Genomic DNA, 20723 nt, shown 5'->3' on the forward strand with positions numbered 1-20723 from the left:
GGTAGCAACTCCTGGGAAGTTTAACAATGAGCAACGATATTTTGCGCCTGCTTGAGCAGACGATTACGGGAAAACATTAACTGCAGGCGGCTACCGCCAACCTGCTGCCACAGCACGGCGGCACGGATACCGGCGAGCAGGGTGGCACGAACCTTGGCCTGCACCTGCGGATTTTGCAGGATGGCGGGTGAACCTGTTACCTGGATGCGCGGCCCCAATGGTGCCACAACATCGACATAGATACCGGCCAGGGCGCTGATGATGGTATCTGAACCGAGTTCATAATGCGCCAACTGACGCTCCAACTGGCTCAACCGCTCGCCGAGCGTATTCATCGCCGTTTTGTTGGCGTTCAGCTTGCGTTCCAGCACCATCAGGCTGATGGTGTAGCGGGTCAGCTCGGCGGCCGGGCCTTTGTTATTGGCGTTGAGTACGCCAATCAAGGTTTCCAGCCCCATCTTCAGGTTACGCTCTTCGCCGCCGAACACCGCCAGGGTAGAAGGGGGATCCATCTGCAACAGGCTGTTGAGTGAGGTATGGAAGGCTTCGCTATCCATTTGCCCCTCGTGCGCCAACTGCTGTACCAGACGGGCCGCTTGGCTAATCCCGGCCATGGCCAGCGTGATATCGTAATAATTCTTCGCCACGGTTACTCCTGTATACGCTGTTCAATAATGCCGCCGCCCAGGCAGATATCGCCCTGATAAAACACGGCGGACTGGCCTGGGGTGACGGCTGCGACCGGCTCGTCGAAGCGGACTTCGATGCGTTCGGCGTCTAGCGGCGTCACGGTGCAGGGAATATCCTGCTGGCGATAACGGGTTTTAACCGTACAGCGCAGAGGTTGTGTCAACGGCAGGCGATCCACCCAATGCAACTGCTGGGCGATCAGGCCGATAGACATCAGGCGCGGATGTTCGTGGCCTTGAGCGACCACCAGAATATTGTTGGCGACGTCTTTATCCACTACGTACCACGGATCTTCGCTGCTGTCTTTCATACCGCCTATGCCCAAGCCTTTGCGTTGGCCGAGGGTGTGGTACATCAAGCCCTGGTGCTCGCCGATGGTTTGGCCGTCGACGCTAACAATCGGGCCTGGTTGTGCTGGCAGATAGCGTCCCAGGAAGTCGCGGAATTTACGTTCGCCGATAAAGCAGATACCGGTAGAGTCTTTTTTCTTGGCGGTAACCAGTTCCAGTTGCTCCGCAATGCGGCGCACCTCTGGCTTTTCCAACTCACCGACCGGGAACAGGCTTTGCGCGACCTGCTCGTGGCTCAGGGTATACAGGAAATAGCTCTGGTCTTTGTTACCGTCGACGCCGCGCAGCAGGCGGCTTTTGCCGTCCACGTCCTGGCGGCGGACATAGTGACCGGTAGCGATAAAATCCGCCCCCAGATCTTCTGCCGCAAACTCCAGGAACGCTTTGAATTTGATTTCTTTATTGCACAGGATATCCGGGTTAGGGGTACGGCCCGCCTTGTACTCTTCAAGGAACAGCTCGAACACGTTGTCCCAGTACTCCGCCGCGAAGTTCACCGTATGCAGCTCGATGCCCAGCTTGTCGCAGACGGCTTGCGCATCGGCCAAATCAGTGGCGGCCGAGCAGTATTCCTCGTCGTCGTCTTCTTCCCAGTTCTTCATGAACAACCCAGCGACCTGATAGCCCTGTTGTTGTAACAGATAGGCGGTAACGGAAGAGTCGACGCCGCCGGACATTCCGACGATCACTTTTTTCTGGCTGTTGTCTGACATGGGGATCTCACGAACTTGAACACGTACTGTGCGATAAAAAACAAGCGCAGGATTTTACCACGTTGGCTGCCTGCGCGCACGGCCCTTATTTGCCGTTAAAACGGCCAGTTAAAGCTGGCAACCAGCGACAACGGGTAGCGTTCCGGTTGCTGATAACAACGGATCGTCTCGGCCACCAGCGGTGAACGCAGGTTTTCAGCCTCCAGGATCTGCTCGGCGGTCAGCCACAGGCAGCAGTCGATATCATCGTCTTGCGGCTCGGTGGGCAGCGGCTGCTCCAGCTCAATCACAAAGCAGAAGCGCAGAAACGGCGTGCGGTCTGGCGCGATCCACTGATGCATCCGCAGAAAAGACTGCGGCGTGGCGCGGATGCCGGTTTCTTCCCACAGTTCGCGCTCGGCGGCCTGGACCAGCGTTTCATCCGCTTCGAGATGGCCGGCCGGTTGATTCCACAGGGCTTTACCGTTGATGGTTTCTTCGACTACCAAAAACTTACCGGCGGCATGAACCACGCAGGCAACGGTGACGTGCGGCTTAAACATGGCGGTTCCTTATAGTGAATCGACGGTCTGCCATTCCCCTGGTTGCAAGCTCCCCAGGGAAAGATTGCCCATACTGTAACGAATCAGGCGCAGGGTAGGGAAGCCGATATGTGCCGTCATGCGACGCACCTGGCGGTTTCGGCCCTCGTAGAGCGTGATTTTCAGCCAACTGGTGGGGATGGTCTTGCGTTCCCGGATCGGTGGATTGCGCGGCCATAACCATTCTGGTTCTTCAACCCGTTCCGCTCCGGCGGGCAGGGTTGGCCCATCGTTCAGCGTCACGCCAAGGCGCAATGCAGCCAGATCGCTCTCCTGGGGTTCGCCTTCCACCTGCACATAGTAAATCTTACCGGTGCGTTTGCCAGGCTGGGTTAACTGTGCCTGTAGCTTGCCGTCGTTGGTCAGCACCAGTAAGCCTTCGCTGTCACGATCGAGCCTTCCTGCGGCATAAACATCGCTGAAAGGAATGAATTTTTTCAGGGTGACGCGGCCAGCTTCGTCGGTAAACTGTGGTAACACATCAAAGGGTTTGTTGAAGATAACCACTCGCCGCGGTACCTGCGATTTCTGGCGGGCTGCGGGTTTACTGCGGCTGAATCGTTTAACTTGGTGATTTTTAACAGAGAATTTAGTCATGGTCTTTGAGATTTCGAATGATAAGCGCATTATAGCCTAATCCGTTTCGGATTGGCGCGAGCTGAATATTCAAGTAGTATTGACACGCATCTTACAAAGCATTAACAAAAATTGCGCTTGAAGACAGAAAGGAGAGGTTGATGGAAAGCAAAGTAGTTGTTCCGGCAGAAGGTAAAAAGATTACGGTTGATGCCCAGGGTAAACTGGTTGTTCCGCATAACCCTATCATCCCGTTCATCGAAGGTGACGGTATTGGCGTTGACGTGACTCCTGCCATGATCCACGTGGTGGATGCAGCGGTTAAAAAGGCCTACCACGGCGAACGTAAAATCTCCTGGATGGAAATCTATACCGGTGAAAAATCCACCCACGTTTACGGGAAAGACGTGTGGCTGCCGGAAGAAACACTGGAACTTATTCGTGACTACCGCGTAGCGATCAAAGGCCCACTGACTACACCAGTGGGTGGCGGTATTCGTTCTCTGAACGTGGCACTACGCCAGCAGCTCGATCTGTACGTGTGTCTGCGCCCGGTGCGTTATTACCAGGGCACACCAAGCCCGGTTAAGCAGCCAGAGCTGACCGATATGGTGATCTTCCGTGAAAACGCCGAAGACATCTACGCCGGTATCGAATGGAAAGCGGGTTCTGCAGAAGCCGACAAAGTGATCAAATTCCTGCGTGATGAAATGGGCGTGAAGAAGATCCGTTTCCCAGAGCAGTGCGGTATTGGCGTTAAGCCTTGTTCCGAAGAAGGCACCAAGCGCCTGGTTCGTGCGGCTATCGAATATGCTATCACCAACGATCGTGATTCAGTGACGCTGGTTCACAAAGGCAACATCATGAAGTTCACCGAAGGTGCCTTCAAGGATTGGGGCTACGAACTGGCACGTGAAGAGTTCGGTGGTGAACTGATCGACGGCGGCCCATGGCTGAAAATCAAGAACCCGAACACCGGTAAAGAGATCGTGGTTAAAGACGTGATCGCCGACGCCTTCCTGCAGCAAATCCTGCTGCGCCCGGCAGAATACGACGTGATCGCCTGTATGAACCTGAACGGTGACTACATCTCCGACGCCCTGGCCGCTCAGGTTGGTGGTATCGGTATCGCCCCTGGTGCCAACATCGGTTCCGACTGTGCGCTGTTTGAAGCCACCCACGGTACTGCGCCTAAATACGCTGGCCAGGACAAAGTGAACCCAGGTTCCATCATCCTGTCCGCTGAGATGATGCTGCGTCACATGGGCTGGTTCGAAGCGGCTGACCTGATCGTTAAGGGCATGGAAGGCGCTATCGCTGCCAAGACCGTGACCTACGATTTCGAACGTCTGATGGAAGGCGCTAAACTGCTGAAATGTAGCGAGTTTGGCGACGCTATCGTTAAACACATGTAATTGTGATTTAAGCGTAAGGTGATAACGGGAGCTTATGGCTCCCGTTTGTTTTTTTTCCCCTTCAAAAAATCTTCTGCAAAACTGTATGAATAAAAGCCAGAATTCGATGTCGGATCAGTTAACTGCATTTCGAATATTCCGCCTTTTTTTGGCATGACTTGAACTGCCATTTTGACGAATCTATTCCAACCATACCTATTTGCTATTGCCAATCTTTGCATCGTTATTATTGAGTGCAGGTGTTTAGCTTACTGAAACCTGTTGGTAAAAAATGGTTACGAATCTGTTATGGCCGTTATGTCGCTCACTCGGTGATATATAAAAAGGGAGTAGTAAGTTCAATTGTGATGAAGGTTCATGGGGGACCTGCGTTCAACGAGTGGGTACACCAGTAGCCGCGACTGCCCTCAATAAATCTTTTCCCCCACGTTTTAGGTCGTACGAAATTGACTAACCCAGGTTGGATTAAATTATTTTTTGTCTGTCGCTGACACAACGTAAATGAATTTTAATTTTCTGATGAAATGCGATTATTGACATGCACATTCGGTGCAATTGTTTTTTAATAAGGAATTTTATGATGAAAGTTAAAAACTTGTTCGCTGTACTATTTTTAACAACCTTCGTTTTTAGCTCGGCGGCGATGGCCGAAGGTAGTGGGAAAATGACCGTGTCAGGCAGCATTATTAAGACGCAAACATCCTGCGCTATAGCACCTGAGTCCACTGATCAGACAGTTGCGTTAGGGCAGGTGGCCGATGCCGCACTGCTTGAAAACAATGGCTCTGGTAAGTCGGCTCCGCAACATTTCAATATTCAATTGGAAAATTGTGAAGTTTCTGCAGGTAATAGCGTAACCGTTACTTTTGTTGGCGTGGAGGGAAAGGATGGTCGTCTTGGCATTACAGGTACGGCTAGCGGTGCCAGTGTTGCATTGACCGATGGTTCAGGAAATGTGCTTGAGCTGGGAAAGCCCAGCAAAAACTTTTCGCTCCAGAATGGTAATAATACCCTTCCTTTTACCGTTTACCTTCAGGGAGATGGTGTGCCGGGAAATATTCAAGCGGGTGATTATCAGGCTGCGGCTGGTTTTATGCTGAATTTTCAATAACTAAAAATTCACTATTGAATATCGGGAGCCTGATGGCTCCCGTTCTATGTGTGCTCGGGGACGCTGGCTAAACCTGTCGAACTGAAGAAAGTTCAATAAATTATATTGTTACATCGTAAACGGAAAAGTGAAGTTATACCATATGCCCTTATTTTGAAGGAGGTACCACTGCCAGCACCGTGATCAGCAATGTAGTCTATTCTATTTAGTAGCAATGATCAGTTTTCGAAGGGGAGTCATCCCCCTTATTCTCTCTCATTGGGTCAGGAGTTTTTCATGGAACTTTTCTGGCTCGTCAGATTGGATTTTTGCCGGTTCAAGCGAATTAAAGAGGGTTTCTATTCGTTGTCCGGTTACGTCTGTGTCGTCAAGGTGCCGAGTCTCGCTAGTGTCAGCTTGAAAATCCGACTTGCGGCGAATATGGCGGTCTTAAACCGGCTCGGCATCGGGTTGCTGACATCGAAAATGGCAAACGTGGTGCGCCATTAGCGCCAGAGGTAAAAATGAAGGTGATAATACAAGATACGATCGGATTGCTTTTGCTCATATCTGCCAGCAATAGTGCCTGGGCCGCGGTAGTTTGTTCGCCGTTGAATGGCTCCCCACGAACCGATAATGTGATCCTATCTCCTTCAGCGATCTCGGCGGGGAGTGATCTTCCAGTCGGAACGGTGATTTATCAAGGCCGATGGGTGAGTGGTGCTACCGGCCTTTCGGTGATGTCCTGCGACTCGCCGACGGATACCTCAATGTGGCTTAACATTGCCTGGACTGTTGAGCAAGCGCCTCTTCCCCTCGCCAACTGGGCGGGTAGCCCTTTCGGTGGCGCTGTCTATCAGAACAGTATCCCGGGGGTAGGTATTGCCATCTCCCGCAATAATAATGGCGATGCGGCGATATTAGGCCAACCTAACTATCAGTTTCCGGCGGATGTGAACAGCCTGGTGACTGGTGGATCCTATAAACCTTTTCTGACTAACAGAACGATCTATGCAACGTTGATTAAAATCGGAGCCATTACGCCGGGCAGTTACACCCTCAATGGGGCGACACTGCCGACTGCCGCACTGTCGGTTGTGAATCCGATAAATTATCCGCCGACAGCCGGGCTTCCCATCAAAGCGTACATTATCAAGTTTCAGGGGCAATTAACGGTATCAGCCCAGACCTGCACTACGCCAGATGTGAATGTTAATCTGGGGAGTTACGACACGCGGCAATACTTTACCAGACAGGGGGCAACCACTCCGTGGGTCGATGCATCGATCACCTTGACCAACTGCCCAACCTTCTATGGTTATTATAATGCCGCCAACAGTACATTACTGTTTGATTATACTATCGGCTCCGGGCAGGTAGCCAACTCAACTAATAATAGTATTGGCGTGCGATTGACCCCGACAACGTCGGTGATCGATGCTGCCAATGGGATTATGGCTATCGATTCTACGGTATCCGGTTCCGCATCGGGGGTGGGGATACAGCTTGGGTGGGGAAATAGCAGCCAAACGCCGACGCTGTTTAACTTTGCGGCAGAGCAGTCAATAACGCTACCGAAAGATGGTAGCCCGACAATTCGTGTTCCATTGGCCGCCCGTTATATTCAAACCGCTTCTGGGACTTCGCCTGGCAAGGCGAACGGCAAAGTCACGTTTACGATCAACTATTACTGAGTAATGAAATACCTTTCGAGTAAGCGAAGCTATCTGTGTATCGCTACCAAAACCCCCTTTCCTGGTATTTTTTGTTATATATCAATTTGTTGATTGATTTTCTTATATGGTAAGGCAGTGCTGTTAGAACGATAAAGAAATCCGGTTTTTCATATAAGAACGTTGTTTAATTTATTGATCTACATGAAAATAAATTTTTCCCCTGCGTTTTATACTATTTCACTAAGAATATTCTGTTCTTGGCGATAACATTTATCCCAACAGCAAGACAGTATGCAACACCGGACGAATAACTCGTGATGGGGTAAGGGATAAAGACTCGCTGAAAAGGCTTTCAACACGGAACTACTATTTATTGATATATTGTGAATGTATTTCTATTTAATTTTATAGCGGCAGTTATTGCCCTGCATTTTCAATGCTGTGTTATTGGCAATATATACTCGTCATATTTATAGAGTTATGTATTGCATAAATATACCCACATTTTGTGGGTAACCTATTAGTTTAATGACGTAAGGTCACTAGGAATAAATATGAAAAAATTAACAGTTGTAGCTTCCCTGGTTGCGGTATTTGGTTCAGTGGGTCTGGCTCAGGCCGCTTCTACCGGTACCATCACCTTCAACGGTGAACTGACCGCCAACACCTGTGATGTCGTAGTTGATGGTCAGACGGCAGACGCCACTGTCGTGCTGCCAACTGTTGGCACCAGTCAGTTGAACGGTGCGACCCAAACCGCCGGGGAAACGGGTTTCGTGATGGCACTGAACAACTGTTCAGGCACACTGCAAACTGCCTCAGCCTTCTTTGAAGCGGGGGCTTCGGTAGATTCCGTGACCGGGCGCCTGAAAAACCTGACTGGCACGGCTTCCAACGTCAGTCTGCAACTGCTGGACGCGTCCAGCTCGTCTCGGGCAGTAATCGAGGCAGGTAACGCGAACCAGGTGACCAACACCACTTATAAAGATGTTGCCAGCGGTAGCGCTACTCTGCCTTATGCCGTGCGTTATTATGCTGAAGGAGCCACTACTGCTGGCACTGTGATCAGCAATGTAGTCTATTCTATTCAGTATCAATAATCAGTTTTAGAAGGGGGGAGTCATCCCCCTTCATCTCCCGTTGGGTTAGGAGTTTTTTATGAAACTTTTCCCTCTAAATATTGCGCGTCAGGTTGGCACTTTTGCAGCGATTGCTCTTTTCAGTAGCAGCAGCCTGGCCAGCGTGGTACTCAGCGGCACACGTGTGATTTATCCGTCGGATGCTAAAGAAGTCAGCGTCAAAATCAATAATGTCGGTCCCTCGCCGGTACTGCTGCAGAGCTGGATAGATAATGGCGATCCCAATGCCAAACCTGCGGCTATCAAAGTTCCCTTTGTACTGACTCCGCCGATGAACCGGGTTGAGCAGGGTAAGGGCCAGACACTACGTATCAGCTATGCTGGCGGAAGCTTGCCAATGGATAAGGAATCGGTGTTCTGGCTGAATGTGCTGGAAGTTCCGGCCAAGAGCGAAGCCAAAATGAACGAAAACCGTCTGCAAATGGCTTTCCGTACCAGGATCAAGCTGTTCTATCGTCCGGCGGGCCTGCAAGGCAATGCCAATGATGCTTCTAAAGCGGTAACTTGGAACACGCAAGGCGGCAAAGTACAGGCAACCAATCCCACGCCGTTTTATGTCAACTTTGTGAACCTGTCAGTCAACGGCAAAAAACTCGATAACGCCATGGTGGCACCGCGCTCAAGCATGGTGTTGAATCTGGCTGGCAATGGGGGCAACAAAATCAGTGGAAGTGTTGTTAATGACTATGGTGCGGTCAACGCCTTCGATGCTGTAATAAAGTAACATAATAATATCTATCACTATTTTTATATTTAAGTCTTAATGATAGACCCGGTATCAAGCTCTTGAGGGGGCGGGATGTCAAAATTTTTGCGCTACGCTATTCGTGAGCCGTTCGCCTCTTTGGCGGTAGCGGCGTTATCGATTTTTGTGGCGGGAAGTGTCAACGCAGCAACTGAAAACGCACCGCAAACCAGTGCCAAGAGCCTGGAGTTCGACTCGTCTTTTTTGAACGTTGATGACGTACAGTCGGTCGATCTCAGCCGTTTCGCCGAAGGCGCCTCCGGGTTGCCCGGAATTTACAAAACCGCGCTGTATGTTAACGATCAACTGATCAGTAATACCGATATTGAATTCAAGTCTCGGGCCGATAAGTCGGTCTATCCTTGCCTGACCAGCGACATTATAAGAAATATTGCGTTCAACTACGAAAAACTGCCCGCCGATTTTTTAAAACAGCAGTCTAGCGGCGCCCTATGTATGGATCTGCAAAATAAGCTTCCTGAAGCCCAGGTGAATTTCGACAGTAATGAACAACGCCTGGATATCATTATCCCTCATATTTATATGCTCAATATTGCCCGGGGCACCGTGAGCCCGGAATTATGGGACAGCGGTATCCCGGCGTTCCTGCTTGGTTACAACGTTAATGGTTACACCAGCGAATCGCATGGCAACACCTTTAACTCGCTGTTCGCCGGGGTGAACGCCGGGCTGAACGTGGGGGCTTGGTATTTGCGTCACAACGGCTCTTATAGCCAGATGAGTGACGGGCCCAGCCAATACAGCAGTATCAATACCTATTTACAGCGCGACATTCCGCTACTGAAAGGACGTATGTTGCTGGGGGAATCGAATACTACCGGGCAATTGTTTGATACCTTGCCGTTTACCGGAGTTCAACTGGCCAGCGACGAGCGGATGTTACCGGAATCCCTGCGTGGCTATGCGCCGGAAATTCGGGGGATCGCCCGTACCAATGCCCGGGTGACCGTGACACAGGGGGGCCAGGTATTGTATGAAACCACGGTGACGCCGGGGGAGTTCCTGATTAATGACCTTTACCCGACCGGTTACGGCGGCGATCTTGTGGTTACCGTGCGTGAGTCCGATGGCACCGAACAGACCTTCAGTGTGCCTTATGCTTCGGTGGCACAGCTGCTGCGCCCGGGGTCATCGCGCTATTCCGTCACTGCGGGTCAATTGCGTAGCGAAAACCTGCGTGATGAACCGACTCTATTCCAGAGTACTTATCAATATGGCCTGACCAATGCCATTACCGGCTATGGTGGCTTGCAAATCAGCCAGGATTATTATGCGGTGCAGGTAGGGGCGGCATTGGGGATCCCTATCGGGGCACTGGCCTTTGACGTCACTCAGGCCGGCACGAAACTGGGTGATAGCACCGATGCGAACGGGCGGAGCCAGCCAGGCGGCACCCTAAGCGGGCAGAGTTACCAACTGAGCTACAGCAAGCTTATCAGCGAAACCAACAGCAACCTTTCGGCGGTATTCCATCGCTCTTCTTCCCAAAACTATCTGGATTTTCTGACCGCTGCGCAAACCCGTGATGCGGCGGAACAGGGGGATTTTCTGGACTCCATATCACGAGTTAAAAACCGCCTGACGCTGACCGCCGGGCAAGGCTTGCCGGATAACTGGGGGCAACTGTATGTCAGTGGTTCAGTGCAGGACTACTGGAATCAGGATGGCAGCGATATACAGTATCAGGTGGGGTATAACAACCGTTATAAAAGCCTGTCCTACGGCATCAGTGCCAACCGCAGTCACTCGAGCATCGGGCAGATGCAAACCAACTACCTGCTAAGCTTCAGCTTGCCACTGGGCCGGAATGACGAACTCCACACGCCACAGCTGAGAATGGACCTGTCCCATGACAGCAGTGGGCGTTATGGCCAGCAGGCCACGGTATCCGGTACCTCCGGTGTGGAGAATCAGTTCAGTTATGGCATAACCGCGATGAATGCCAATCAGGGGATGGGGACCAGCGGTTCGGTGAATGGCAACTACCGCAGCCGGGTCAGCGCACTGAGTGGAACCTACAGCACCGGGAAAGGCTACCAGAGCGGCTCTGCCGGTATGACAGGAACGGTGATCGCCCACGCAGGAGGGATCACCTTTACTCCCTACACCTCAGACACCTTTGCCCTGGTAGAAGCCAAGGGAGCAGAAGGGGCCAGCGTGTCGTCGTATCCTGGGGTGAACGTTAACTCCCGCGGCTATGCAATGGTGCCTTACCTGAATCCTTACCAGATGAACGAAATCAGTATTGATCCGAAAGGCACCGCAGCGGATGTTGAGTTGGATAACACCAGCCAGAAAGTTGCGCCGTATTCCGGGGCGGTGGTGAAATTGAAATATAATACTAAACAAGGGACGGCGATTCTGGTGAATGCGACCTATCAGGGGGAACCGGTACCGTTCGGCGCGGATATCTTTGATAGCAAAGGCAACAATGTGGGTTCAGTGGGGCAAGGTGGGCAAATGTATGCTCGTGTAGCGGAAGACAAAGGAGAGCTGATTGTGAAATGGGGCGCCGGTAGTGACATGCAATGTACTGTGGGATATATGCTGATGCCACAGGCAAAAAACCGTCCCGTTTCGGCGATCCAGGTCTTCGATTCAGTTTGCCAATAGGGCTAAATAGTTTAATGGCCAGAATACTTAAAAATCAGCCCCCGGTGACGCCGAAAATAAACAGAATACACATTTTGGGTGCCTCTGGAGTGGGGACGACATCGATCGCAAGACGATTGGCTGAACGAATTGATTGCCAACATTTTGATTCCGATGATTTCTATTGGCGCAACACATCGCCGCCCTATACCGTGGTGTATGAAACTCAAGAAAGACAACGGCGCCTGTCAACTGCATTGGCATCCCACAGACAGTGGATACTGAGTGGCTCGCTATGTGGCTGGGGCGACATGTTTATCCCATTCTTTGAGCTTGTGGTCTACGTATACGTAGAAAATGAAACTCGTCTTGAACGTATCCGCCACAGAGAGTCAATGAGATTCGGGGATGCCATTTTACCCGGCGGTGATCAATATGAGCGCTACAGGGAGTTTGTTGAATGGGCTGCAGCGTATGAGACATCAATTGACGTCAGTAGAAATGCTGTCCGGCATCAGCAATGGCTGGAAAAAGTAAACTGCCCCATTGTTATGGTCATCAACCACAGAACAGTTGACGATGCGGTGAATGACATTATGGCTCATATGCGGATGGGAAACTGATGGTAGTTTAGAAGCAGTGCTTTTATTCCAACCGAGTTGAGCGTCAGAGGCTGGGAGTTCATACTCACGGTGTAAGCCGCAGTGGAAATCTCGGGGTAGATTCCTAAATGAAGAAGGTAGGCATTACCCGTTCACTGTACATGGGCATAATGGCCGTGTTTGCCATATCCATTCAAACAACGTTCCTAAGTCCCATGTGGTCTTTGCCGCTATCGAGCCCATTGATAGCGGTTTTTTTGCAGCCACTCCCGCCTATCTCAGCCGACGCAGTTCGTTCCTGGCACTCTCAATCTTCGCGTTTACGGAAATAATGTCCACAGTGGGGGCAGATCAGCGTGACGTTTTTTTTCACCTTGCTGCGATTTTGCGGCGAACTTTTTGCGCATTCAGGGCAGGTGACATCAACGGGGGCGTCACCGAATAGCTTAAAAGCATCAAAGAAAGACATCTTTTTCACCGGGTAGAGGTAGGAGGAGTTCAGTGTACCTTTATCGCTCGGTGATAGCTCCACATAGATTGGTAAACCACTGGTAGAGACGTAGCTAGACGCGCGCTGAAAAGGGAGTAACAAGTGGGATGAAGGGGCGAGGGGGAAGAAAAAAGCCCCGCAAAAAATGAGGGGCAAACACAACAACACCAGGGAAATCATTGATGATTAATCTGCTATTACTATATGTTTTTTGAGACGAGAGTTCATCAATAAATTGCTGCATTATTGCAACATTATAGTTAATTAATTTGTATGCATTTGGCTTTATTCATACGTTTTGTGAATTTGTTCGTTATTTGTGAGCAATAAGTCCGCATGCTGGTTGTTTTTTGTTGAATTGATGGCTTGGGGGATGGTTTCTTGCTCCATCACCCCGTTCCAGACAGAATGTGACTTGAATCACATCGGGCAGATCCCCTATATTCCCCACCCATAACGAAGTTGTCGTGCTGCGATGCAGCGGCGCAGAGAGTTTTACATTTGTCCGGAGTTGTTGATGGAGTTAACTACGCTTTTGCTTTACGTGATTGCCGTCAGTGCGGTGATGGTGACGCCTGGCCCTTCCATGCTGTTGGCGCTAAACAATGGTGCAATCCACGGTATGCGTATTGCCAGTTACGGTTTCCTGGGGGCGGTATTGGCCGATCTGTTGCTGATCGGCGCCGTCGGTTGCGGACTAGGGGCGTTGTTGCAGGCCTCTGAGCAGTTGTTTGCCGTGGTGAAATGGGGTGGTGCGTTATATCTGGTCTACCTGGCCTGGGTGCTGTGGCGAGCGCCGGTAAAGGCGTTGGCGGTAAACGCTAGCGCCGCCGCTGCGACCGGGAAAACGGCATTCCTGCGTTCCCTGATGGTCGGTTTGTCCAACCCTAAGGGCCTGCTGTTTTTCTCGGCCTTTCTGCCGCAGTTTATTCAGCCAGAAAAGCCGATCGCCATGCAATACCTGATCCTGGCATTGGTCAGCGCGATGATCGACTGCGTGATGATGACGATCTATGCCTACGGCGGCCGCCATGCGATGCGTAAATTCTCGGCGAACGTGATGCGCTGGGTAAACCGTAGCTGTGCTGGCATGCTTGGCGTATTGGCCGTAGGTGTTGCGCTTTATCGGCGTAGCGATGTGAGCTAGAGCCTATCGGTTAAATCAGCGGGCGCAGCACACTGCGCCGCTACTTGGTGAGAATGTCTAGAGTTTCAGGGAGCTTACCAGCTCCCTTTTTAATAGGTGACTGCCTGTGTTAGCAAAAGAGGAAAGCTTAGGCATGTGATCTACTGACGGATCTGCAGTTAACTCGCAGCCCGGATTGTTCCACGTCATAGCGGTATAATTCGCATCTGATTGGTAGTAGTGCTGGTAGATGTGAAATATATGCACTACTGTAGTCACCGTTAATATAATCACCAGCGCAATTAAAACGTAAGTGATTTTAATTTTGCTCAGAAAATTCTTTTTCTCTTTACGAGGTAATTCAGGCTCACCCTGATTAATTGCGATCTCTTCAATGGCGACATCACTGGCTATTCTTAACCCTACTTTTGGTATGGTTTCTATGATGTTTTTATCAATACCCATGCTCTTGATGATCCGCCGTAGCGTGCTCAGGCATTGGTTGAGATTATTATTGCTGGCCTGTAGACCGTAATCATCCCACACTTTTTGCAGAAGCACTTCTCTCTCAACAATTTCTCCTTTATTTTTAATAAGAAAGGAGAAAAGTCGAGCTGCAGATGAGGAAATGGTGACGATTTCTTCCTGAAGTTCCTGATGATAAAAACCGACGCTATTCGGGCAGAAAAGGACATCTCCTTCGATGAGATATTGGGGCTTTGTCATGCTGATTCACTCCATGTCAGACAGTGTAATTAACTTAATTAACGTTAATCCTAGGTCTCATAATATTGTTTTTTTGTCGGTAGAGCAACAAAGAAGCAATATAAAATATAGTGGAATCAACAAATTTCAGTTTAAAATCCGCTCTATTTCATCACGGTAGTTATTAATATTAAGTAAATGACCTGTAAAATATTAATCGGTATTAAATAAAAATTAATATCGCTAACTTACTGATAATTTTGCTAAACAAAGCTTCTAACTAGTCCGACCTCTAAGAATCAGCCTAGTTAGAAAAATGTATCAATTTAAGTAGCAGATTTGTGCGAAGGCAGCGTTGAATTAAACCCCAATTCGATCGCGCAGGGTGTAGTAGGCAGCGCCGATGGCGGTGAAGGGGATTTGCAGGTTACGGCCGCCAAAGAACGGCAGGTGCGGCAGTTTGGCAAAGGCGTCAAAACGTTCTGCATCGCCACGCATCAGCTCTGCTATCAGCTTGCCCGCCAGATGGGTGCAGGTCACGCCGTGCCCGCTGTAGCCTTGCATGTAGTAGACATTGTTTTCCAACCGACCAAACTGCGGCATGCGCGACAGCGTCAGCAAGAAATTGCCGGTCCAGCGGTAATCAATACGTACGCCTTTCAGCTGCGGGAAAGTTTTCAGCAGCTTGGGGCGGATCAGGTTATCGATATCATCCGGATCGCGGGCGCCATAGACGACGCCACCGCCGTACAACAGCCGGTTATCGCCGGTTAAACGGTAATAATCCAGCAGGTAATTGCAATCTTCCACGCAATAGTTTTGTGGGATCAGTGAAGCTGCCACTTCTGGAGCCAAGGGCTCGGTGGTGACCACTTGAGTCCCGCACGGCATACTACGTTTGGCCAGCCTTGGCTCCAGTTTATCGCCTAGATAGGCGTTCCCGGCCACGATCACGTAACGAGCGGTGACTTGGCCGTTGGCGGTGCTGACCACTGCTGGCTCTCCGTGACGGATATTGGTGACTGCGGATTGTTCGAATATCCGTCCTCCTTGCAGGCGAATGGCCTCGGCCTCGCCCAATGCCAGGTTTAGTGGATGAATATGGCCGCCGCTGTGATCGAGTAACGCGCCAACATAGCGATCGCTGTTAACCTCCCGGCGGATACGGTCGGAATCCAGCAGTTCAAGTTGCGTATTGCCGTAACGCTCCCAGTGCTGCTTTTGTTCGATCAGCGCGTGGTACTGCTTATTGTTAAGCGCGGCGAAGATCCCGCCGGGGCGATAGTCACAGTCAATAGCATAGCGCTTGATACGGCTGCGGATAATCTCTGCACCTTCAAACATCATGCTACCCAGCAGCTTGGCGCTTTCTGCACCGTAACGGCTTTCGATCACGTCGATGTCGCGGCTGTAGGAGTTGACCAGTTGGCCACCGTTGCGGCCGCTGGCACCAAAGCCGATACGGGCAGACTCCAGCACTACCACGTTATAACCGGCTTCGACCAGAAACAGCGCCGATGACAGGCCAGTGTAGCCACCCCCCACGATACAGACGTCACAGTCGATCGATTCATTCAACTGCGGATAAGGCTGATGGTCATTGGCCGTTGCCGCATAGTAGCTTTTTACGTGTTCAGTCATCATCAATTCCTTATTCCAGTGAAATCCAGGTGGTTTTCAGTTCGGTAAATTTATCCAGCGCATGCAGCGATTTATCGCGGCCGTTACCGCTTTGCTTGTAGCCGCCGAACGGTACGGTCATATCGCCGTCGTTGTAGTTGTTGACGAACACGGTGCCCGCTTTCAACTGGCGGGCCATGCGGTGTGCCCGTGACAGATCGCGGGTCCAGACGGCCGCACCCAACCCATATTCGCTATCGTTGGCTAATGCGAGTGCCTGTTGCTCACCGTTGAAGGTCGTGACGGCCAAGACTGGGCCAAAAATCTCCTCCCGCGCGACGTGCATCGCGTTATCCACTTGAGTGAGAATAGTAGGGCCGAGATAGCCGTGATGATCGCCTTGCGGATGAGCTCGTCCATCAAGGAACAGCGAGGCTCCCTGGCTCAGACCCTGTTCGATATAGCTGCTGACTTTTTCACAGTGCTGTTGGTCGATCAGCGTACCCATAAGCGTTTGCGGATCGAGCGGATTGCCCGGTGCGAAGGCTGCTGCATGTCGCTGCAACGCTTGTAGAAATGCCTGCTGAATACTTTCCTCTACCAGCAGGCGCGTACCGGCAATGCACACCTGGCCCTGGTTATAGAAGATCCCGGCCGCCGCGCCTTGCGCCGCCTTATCCAGGTCCGGGCAGTCGGCGAAGATAATGTTGGCGCTCTTGCCACCGGCCTCCAGCCACACGCGCTTCATGTTGGATTCACCGGCGTACTTCATCAACTGCTTGGCCACCTGGGTGGAACCGGTAAAGGCGAGGGCATCAACGTCGTTATGCAGTGCCAACGCCTTGCCCGCATCGTGGCCGAAACCAGGAATAATGTTCAGGACGCCATCGGGTAATCCTGCCTGCTGTGCCAAAGCGCCTAGATAAACCGCGGTGAGCGGTGATTTTTCGGAGGGTTTAAGCACTACGCTGTTACCGGCCGCCAGCGCCGGGCCTAACTTCCAGCAGGCTAACAGCAGCGGAAAGTTCCACGGCACGATGGCACCCACCACGCCGATAGGTTCTCGCTGGATCAGGGCGAGCGCATCATGGCCGGTTGGGGCAATTTCGCCATACACCTTGTCGATGGCTTCGGCATACCAGCGGATACAGCGGATCGCCCCTGGAATATCGTCGCGTAGGCTATGGCGGATGGGCTTGCCGGTATCCAGCGTTTCCAGCAGCGCTAACTGCTCGCTGTGCTCTTCCATCAGGTTAGCGAGTTTGAACAACGTTGCCTTGCGTTTGGCAGGGGAGGCTTGCGACCAGTCGCCGCGTTCAAACACCTCGCGAGCCGCCTTGACGGCCAAATCGATATCAATGTGGCTGCCACGGGCCATCTGTACCAGTTCACGAACCCCGGCAGGATCCTGAATGCTAAAGGTTTCCCCTTCTGCCGCCGGGAGGTAGCGGCCATTGATAAATAGCCGGTTCTCAATCTTCAGGGCCTGTGCCCGTTGTTGCCAATATTCCAGGTGGTGGAAGTCCATACCTTGCTCCGTTAATCAGAATGTCGTCGGCGTATGTGCGCTGATAATTCGGCAAATGCGCGCCGAGGTGTTGCTGAAACTATGGGGGATCGCGGTGTTGATGGCGTAGCTCTGGCCTGCCCGTAGGTGAAAGCTTTGCCCGTTGACCTGCAGCATCACTTCACCTTCCAGCAGGGTGCCAATCTCTTCCCCCTGATGTTTGAGCCGTTCACCGGTGGTGGTGCCCGGATCGTAGGTTTCGATCATCATTGCCAGGGTGCGGTTGGGATCGCCGTTGTGGATCAGCTTCATCGAAACCCCCTGGCTGCCGATTTCGATCAGATGGTCATGGTCGATCACGATCTGCGGCTCATGCGGCTGTTCCGGCTCGGTAAAAAAAGCCGATAGCGACAGCCCATACACTGTCAGCAGCTTTTGCAGCGTACTGATGGCCGGGCTGACCTTGTCCTGTTCAATGGTGCTGATGGCGCTGTGCGTCAAGCCAGACAGTTCGGCTACCCGGCGCTGTGAAAGCCCTAACTGCTGGCGGATCTGCGACAAGCGTTTCCCCGGAGCCAAGCTGACGTCGCTCATAGGCGTTTTTCCTTCTGATAGTGCTGACAGGCGTTAATAAATCCTTCGAACAGCAGACGGGACAGGGCGTATTCATCGCTGTTCCATTCAGGATGCCACTGCACCCCTAAGGCAAAGGGCTGATCGCGAATGCTGAGGGCTTCCACCAGGCCGTCGGCGGCATAGGCTTCAACACGCACGCTTGGGCCGAGGGTTTTGGCTCCTTGGCCGTGCAGGGAATTCACCCAGAATCGGTGGCAATCCGGCAGCAGCTGCGCCAGCAATCCTCCGTCTTGCACGGTAACTTCATGAGCAGGGGCATATTGCTGCTCCAGCGGCAGATCGTGATCTTCACGGTGCTCGAGCAGCTCGGGTTGTTCATATAAACGACGGTGTAGCGTGCCTTGAGTCGCGACCACCAGCTCTTGCATACCGCGGCAAATGGCGAAAAGGGGGATGCGCCTGCTCAGTGCCTGGCCGATCAGCGCCAGACTCAATTCATCGCGCCCAGGATCGGCGTCAGGCTCATCGCCGTTTTCACCATAAAGGTGCGGCTGCACATTACTGGGGCTACCCGGCAGCAGGATGCCGTCGAGGTGGGGCAGCAACTCTGCCAGCATTTCCGGCTCTGCCAGCGCGTGCGGCAGGGCGATCGGTAATCCTCCGGCAGCTAACACCGCATTCAGGTACTTTTCTTGCAAGGTCTGGGTGAGGTGCTGGTTTAACCTATACCTGCACATCACGACGCCGACGATTGGTCTGTTAAATATATTGCCCATGCTATCCCCTACAGGTTGTTCGAAATTATGACCGATAAGCCGTTTAATCGCCTTTTTTGTTCAATATTCACTAAATCTAGCAGTCGAATGGCCAATATTCAAACCAAAATTAACACTTGCAAAACATTTTTGTTGCATCTATGTTTCATTGGTGGACATTATATTGAGCAAGATGGTCAAAACATCGAAGCCAGTAAGTGTGAGAACCACAGACCAAACACAACGGCGGGTGAAACATGCAAACCAACATCGTAGAAGTCGAAAACTTTGTGCAACACAATGAAGAAAGGCGAAGTAGCACGTTCCAGCGCGAAGTGAAGAAGTATCTGGAACGTTATCCGTTAACCCAGCATATCGACGTGCTGCTGACCGATCTCAACGGCAGCTTCCGCGGCAAGCGCATTCCGGTGAGCGGGCTGGGTAAACTGGAGAAGGGCTGTTACTTCCCAGCCTCGGTGTTCGCGATGGATATTCTTGGCAACGTGGTGGAAGAGGCGGGTTTGGGGCAGGAAATGGGTGAGCCGGATCATATTTGCGTGCCGGTAGCCGGAACCCTGACGCCATCGGCGGCCGATCCGCAATATCTGGGCCAGGTACTGCTCACCATGCTGGATGAAGATGGTACTCCCTTTGACGTTGAACCGCGCAATGTGCTGAACCGAGTGTGGCAGCGTTTGCGTCAGCGCGGGTTATTCCCCGTAGTAGCGGTAGAGTTGGAGTTCTATCTCATCGATCGCCAGCGCGATCCGGAAGGTTATTTGCAACCCCCTTGCGCCCCCGGCACCCAGGAGCGTAACACCCAGAGCCAGGTCTATTCGGTAGACAATCTCAACCACTTTGCCGACGTGCTGAGCGAAATCGACGAATTGGCTCGTCTGCAAGGGCTCCCGGCCGACGGTGCGGTAGCGGAAGCGTCACCGGGCCAGTTTGAGGTTAATCTACATCACACCAATGATGTATTGCAGGCCTGTGACCATGCCCTGGCGTTAAAGCGGCTGGTACGCATGGTGGCAGAGAAACACCATATGCATGCAACCTTCATGGCTAAGCCTTACGAGGAACATGCGGGCAGCGGTATGCATGTGCATATCAGCATGCTGGACAAGCAAGGTAACAACGTCTTTGCCGATGCGGATGGCGAAGACTCCGCGTTGTTGAAGCAGGCGCTGGCTGGCATGATCGCCTTGATGCCTGCCTCTATGGCGCTGCTGGCTCCTAACGTTAATGCTTACCGCCGCTTCCAGGCGGGGATGTACGTTCCTACCCAAGCATCCTGGGGCCATAACAACCGCACCGTAGCGTTACGTATTCCCTGTGGCGATCGCGACAGCCACCGCGTGGAGTATCGCGTGGCGGGTGCCGATGCCAACCCTTATCTGGTGATGGCAACCATTCTGGCCGGGATTGTCTACGGCCTCGACACTCAGTTACCGCTGCTTGAGCCAGTCACCGGCAACGGGCTGGAGCAAGAGGGGCTGCCTTTCCCGATCCGCCAGAGCGATGCGCTGTATGAGTTCGAACACCAGCCGGTGCTCAATGCGCTGCTGGGCGAACGTTTCAGCCACGTCTATCTGGCCTGTAAGACCGATGAGCTGCAGCAGTTTGAGCGGCTGATCACCGAAACCGAAATCGAGTGGATGCTGAAAAACGCCTGACGTCCTCAGCCCGATCCTACCGCGCGCCGGCGCATTCCCGCGGGCTACCTGTGGCCTGGCGAAGCCGTGCGCGACGGT

At 52.1% G+C, this 20723-nt stretch carries 20 protein-coding genes; 10 read left to right on the forward strand and 10 right to left on the reverse strand.

Annotated features, from left to right (window positions below):
- Positions 1-20: 20 nt before the first annotated feature.
- The 4 genes from hflD to rluE form a co-directional block, all read right to left on the reverse strand.
- Positions 21-647: a high frequency lysogenization protein HflD gene (gene hflD / locus AC6HVW_RS11220; protein ID WP_071680474.1), complete on the reverse strand. Its 627-nt coding sequence runs from the start codon at positions 645-647 to the stop codon at positions 21-23.
- A gap of 2 nt (positions 648-649) precedes the next feature.
- On the reverse strand, positions 650-1753 hold the full coding sequence (gene mnmA, locus AC6HVW_RS11225; protein WP_021178255.1) for a tRNA 2-thiouridine(34) synthase MnmA: 1104 nt from the start codon (positions 1751-1753) through the stop codon (positions 650-652).
- A 95-nt stretch (positions 1754-1848) separates the two neighbouring features.
- Complete coding sequence (locus AC6HVW_RS11230; RefSeq protein WP_021178254.1) at positions 1849-2295, reverse strand: NUDIX hydrolase; 447 nt, start codon at positions 2293-2295, stop codon at positions 1849-1851.
- A 9-nt stretch (positions 2296-2304) separates the two neighbouring features.
- Positions 2305-2931, reverse strand: a complete 627-nt coding sequence (gene rluE, locus AC6HVW_RS11235) for a 23S rRNA pseudouridine(2457) synthase RluE (protein WP_166734806.1) — start codon at positions 2929-2931, stop codon at positions 2305-2307.
- Positions 2932-3071: 140 nt separating this feature from the next.
- On the opposite strand from rluE, the gene icd reads away from it, so the two are divergent.
- The 8 genes from icd (at position 3072) to AC6HVW_RS11275 (ending at position 12211) form a co-directional block, all read left to right on the forward strand.
- Entirely contained in the window at positions 3072-4325 is a 1254-nt protein-coding gene (icd, locus tag AC6HVW_RS11240) for an NADP-dependent isocitrate dehydrogenase (protein ID WP_021804667.1), read from the forward strand.
- Positions 4326-4902: 577 nt separating this feature from the next.
- Complete coding sequence (locus AC6HVW_RS11245) at positions 4903-5436, forward strand: fimbrial protein (RefSeq protein WP_243849141.1); 534 nt, start codon at positions 4903-4905, stop codon at positions 5434-5436.
- A 276-nt stretch (positions 5437-5712) separates the two neighbouring features.
- Positions 5713-5925 (forward strand): hypothetical protein, encoded by a 213-nt coding sequence (locus tag AC6HVW_RS11250; protein WP_497569433.1) that lies wholly within the window; start codon positions 5713-5715, stop codon positions 5923-5925.
- A gap of 203 nt (positions 5926-6128) precedes the next feature.
- Complete coding sequence (locus tag AC6HVW_RS11255; RefSeq protein WP_254698902.1) at positions 6129-7109, forward strand: fimbrial protein; 981 nt, start codon at positions 6129-6131, stop codon at positions 7107-7109.
- Between the two features lie 536 nt (positions 7110-7645).
- Complete coding sequence (locus AC6HVW_RS11260) at positions 7646-8191, forward strand: fimbrial protein (RefSeq protein ID WP_071680469.1); 546 nt, start codon at positions 7646-7648, stop codon at positions 8189-8191.
- A gap of 58 nt (positions 8192-8249) precedes the next feature.
- The gene (locus AC6HVW_RS11265) at positions 8250-8954 is read left to right on the forward strand and encodes a fimbria/pilus periplasmic chaperone (protein ID WP_497569434.1); all 705 of its coding nucleotides are present in this window, start codon (positions 8250-8252) and stop codon (positions 8952-8954) included.
- A gap of 75 nt (positions 8955-9029) precedes the next feature.
- Positions 9030-11609, forward strand: a complete 2580-nt coding sequence (locus AC6HVW_RS11270; protein ID WP_497569435.1) for a fimbria/pilus outer membrane usher protein — start codon at positions 9030-9032, stop codon at positions 11607-11609.
- A 14-nt stretch (positions 11610-11623) separates the two neighbouring features.
- Entirely contained in the window at positions 11624-12211 is a 588-nt protein-coding gene (locus AC6HVW_RS11275) for an AAA family ATPase (RefSeq protein ID WP_071680466.1), read from the forward strand.
- 286 nt (positions 12212-12497) lie between these two features.
- On the opposite strand, the gene AC6HVW_RS11280 is transcribed toward AC6HVW_RS11275, so the two are convergent.
- A complete protein-coding gene (locus tag AC6HVW_RS11280) occupies positions 12498-12659 on the reverse strand; it encodes a YnfU family zinc-binding protein (protein ID WP_021178250.1) in 162 nt (53 codons plus the stop codon).
- Positions 12660-13197: 538 nt separating this feature from the next.
- Here AC6HVW_RS11280 and AC6HVW_RS11285 point away from each other — a divergent pair.
- Positions 13198-13827 (forward strand): LysE family translocator, encoded by a 630-nt coding sequence (locus AC6HVW_RS11285; protein WP_021804652.1) that lies wholly within the window; start codon positions 13198-13200, stop codon positions 13825-13827.
- Positions 13828-13884: 57 nt separating this feature from the next.
- On the opposite strand, the gene AC6HVW_RS11290 is transcribed toward AC6HVW_RS11285, so the two are convergent.
- The 5 genes from AC6HVW_RS11290 to puuD form a co-directional block, all read right to left on the reverse strand.
- Positions 13885-14532 carry a winged helix-turn-helix domain-containing protein gene (locus tag AC6HVW_RS11290; RefSeq protein ID WP_059200586.1) on the reverse strand — a complete coding sequence of 216 codons (648 nt, stop codon included), beginning with the start codon at positions 14530-14532 and terminating at the stop codon, positions 13885-13887.
- Positions 14533-14871: 339 nt separating this feature from the next.
- Positions 14872-16152, reverse strand: a complete 1281-nt coding sequence (locus AC6HVW_RS11295; RefSeq protein WP_071680464.1) for an NAD(P)/FAD-dependent oxidoreductase — start codon at positions 16150-16152, stop codon at positions 14872-14874.
- Between the two features lie 10 nt (positions 16153-16162).
- Positions 16163-17659: an aldehyde dehydrogenase PuuC gene (gene puuC / locus AC6HVW_RS11300; protein WP_071680463.1), complete on the reverse strand. Its 1497-nt coding sequence runs from the start codon at positions 17657-17659 to the stop codon at positions 16163-16165.
- A gap of 15 nt (positions 17660-17674) precedes the next feature.
- Positions 17675-18232, reverse strand: coding sequence for an HTH-type transcriptional regulator PuuR (puuR, locus tag AC6HVW_RS11305; protein ID WP_021178245.1), 558 nt, complete (start codon positions 18230-18232; stop codon positions 17675-17677).
- On the reverse strand, positions 18229-18990 hold the full coding sequence (gene puuD / locus AC6HVW_RS11310) for a gamma-glutamyl-gamma-aminobutyrate hydrolase (RefSeq protein ID WP_021178244.1): 762 nt from the start codon (positions 18988-18990) through the stop codon (positions 18229-18231). Before puuD ends, puuR begins: the two co-directional genes overlap by 4 nt.
- 236 nt (positions 18991-19226) lie before the next feature.
- Between puuD and AC6HVW_RS11315 the strand changes: the two genes are divergently transcribed.
- The gene (locus tag AC6HVW_RS11315) at positions 19227-20645 is read left to right on the forward strand and encodes a glutamine synthetase family protein (RefSeq protein WP_071680462.1); all 1419 of its coding nucleotides are present in this window, start codon (positions 19227-19229) and stop codon (positions 20643-20645) included.
- Positions 20646-20723: the final 78 nt, after the last annotated feature.

It is taken from the genome of Serratia sp. NCCP-200, assembly GCF_059697885.1.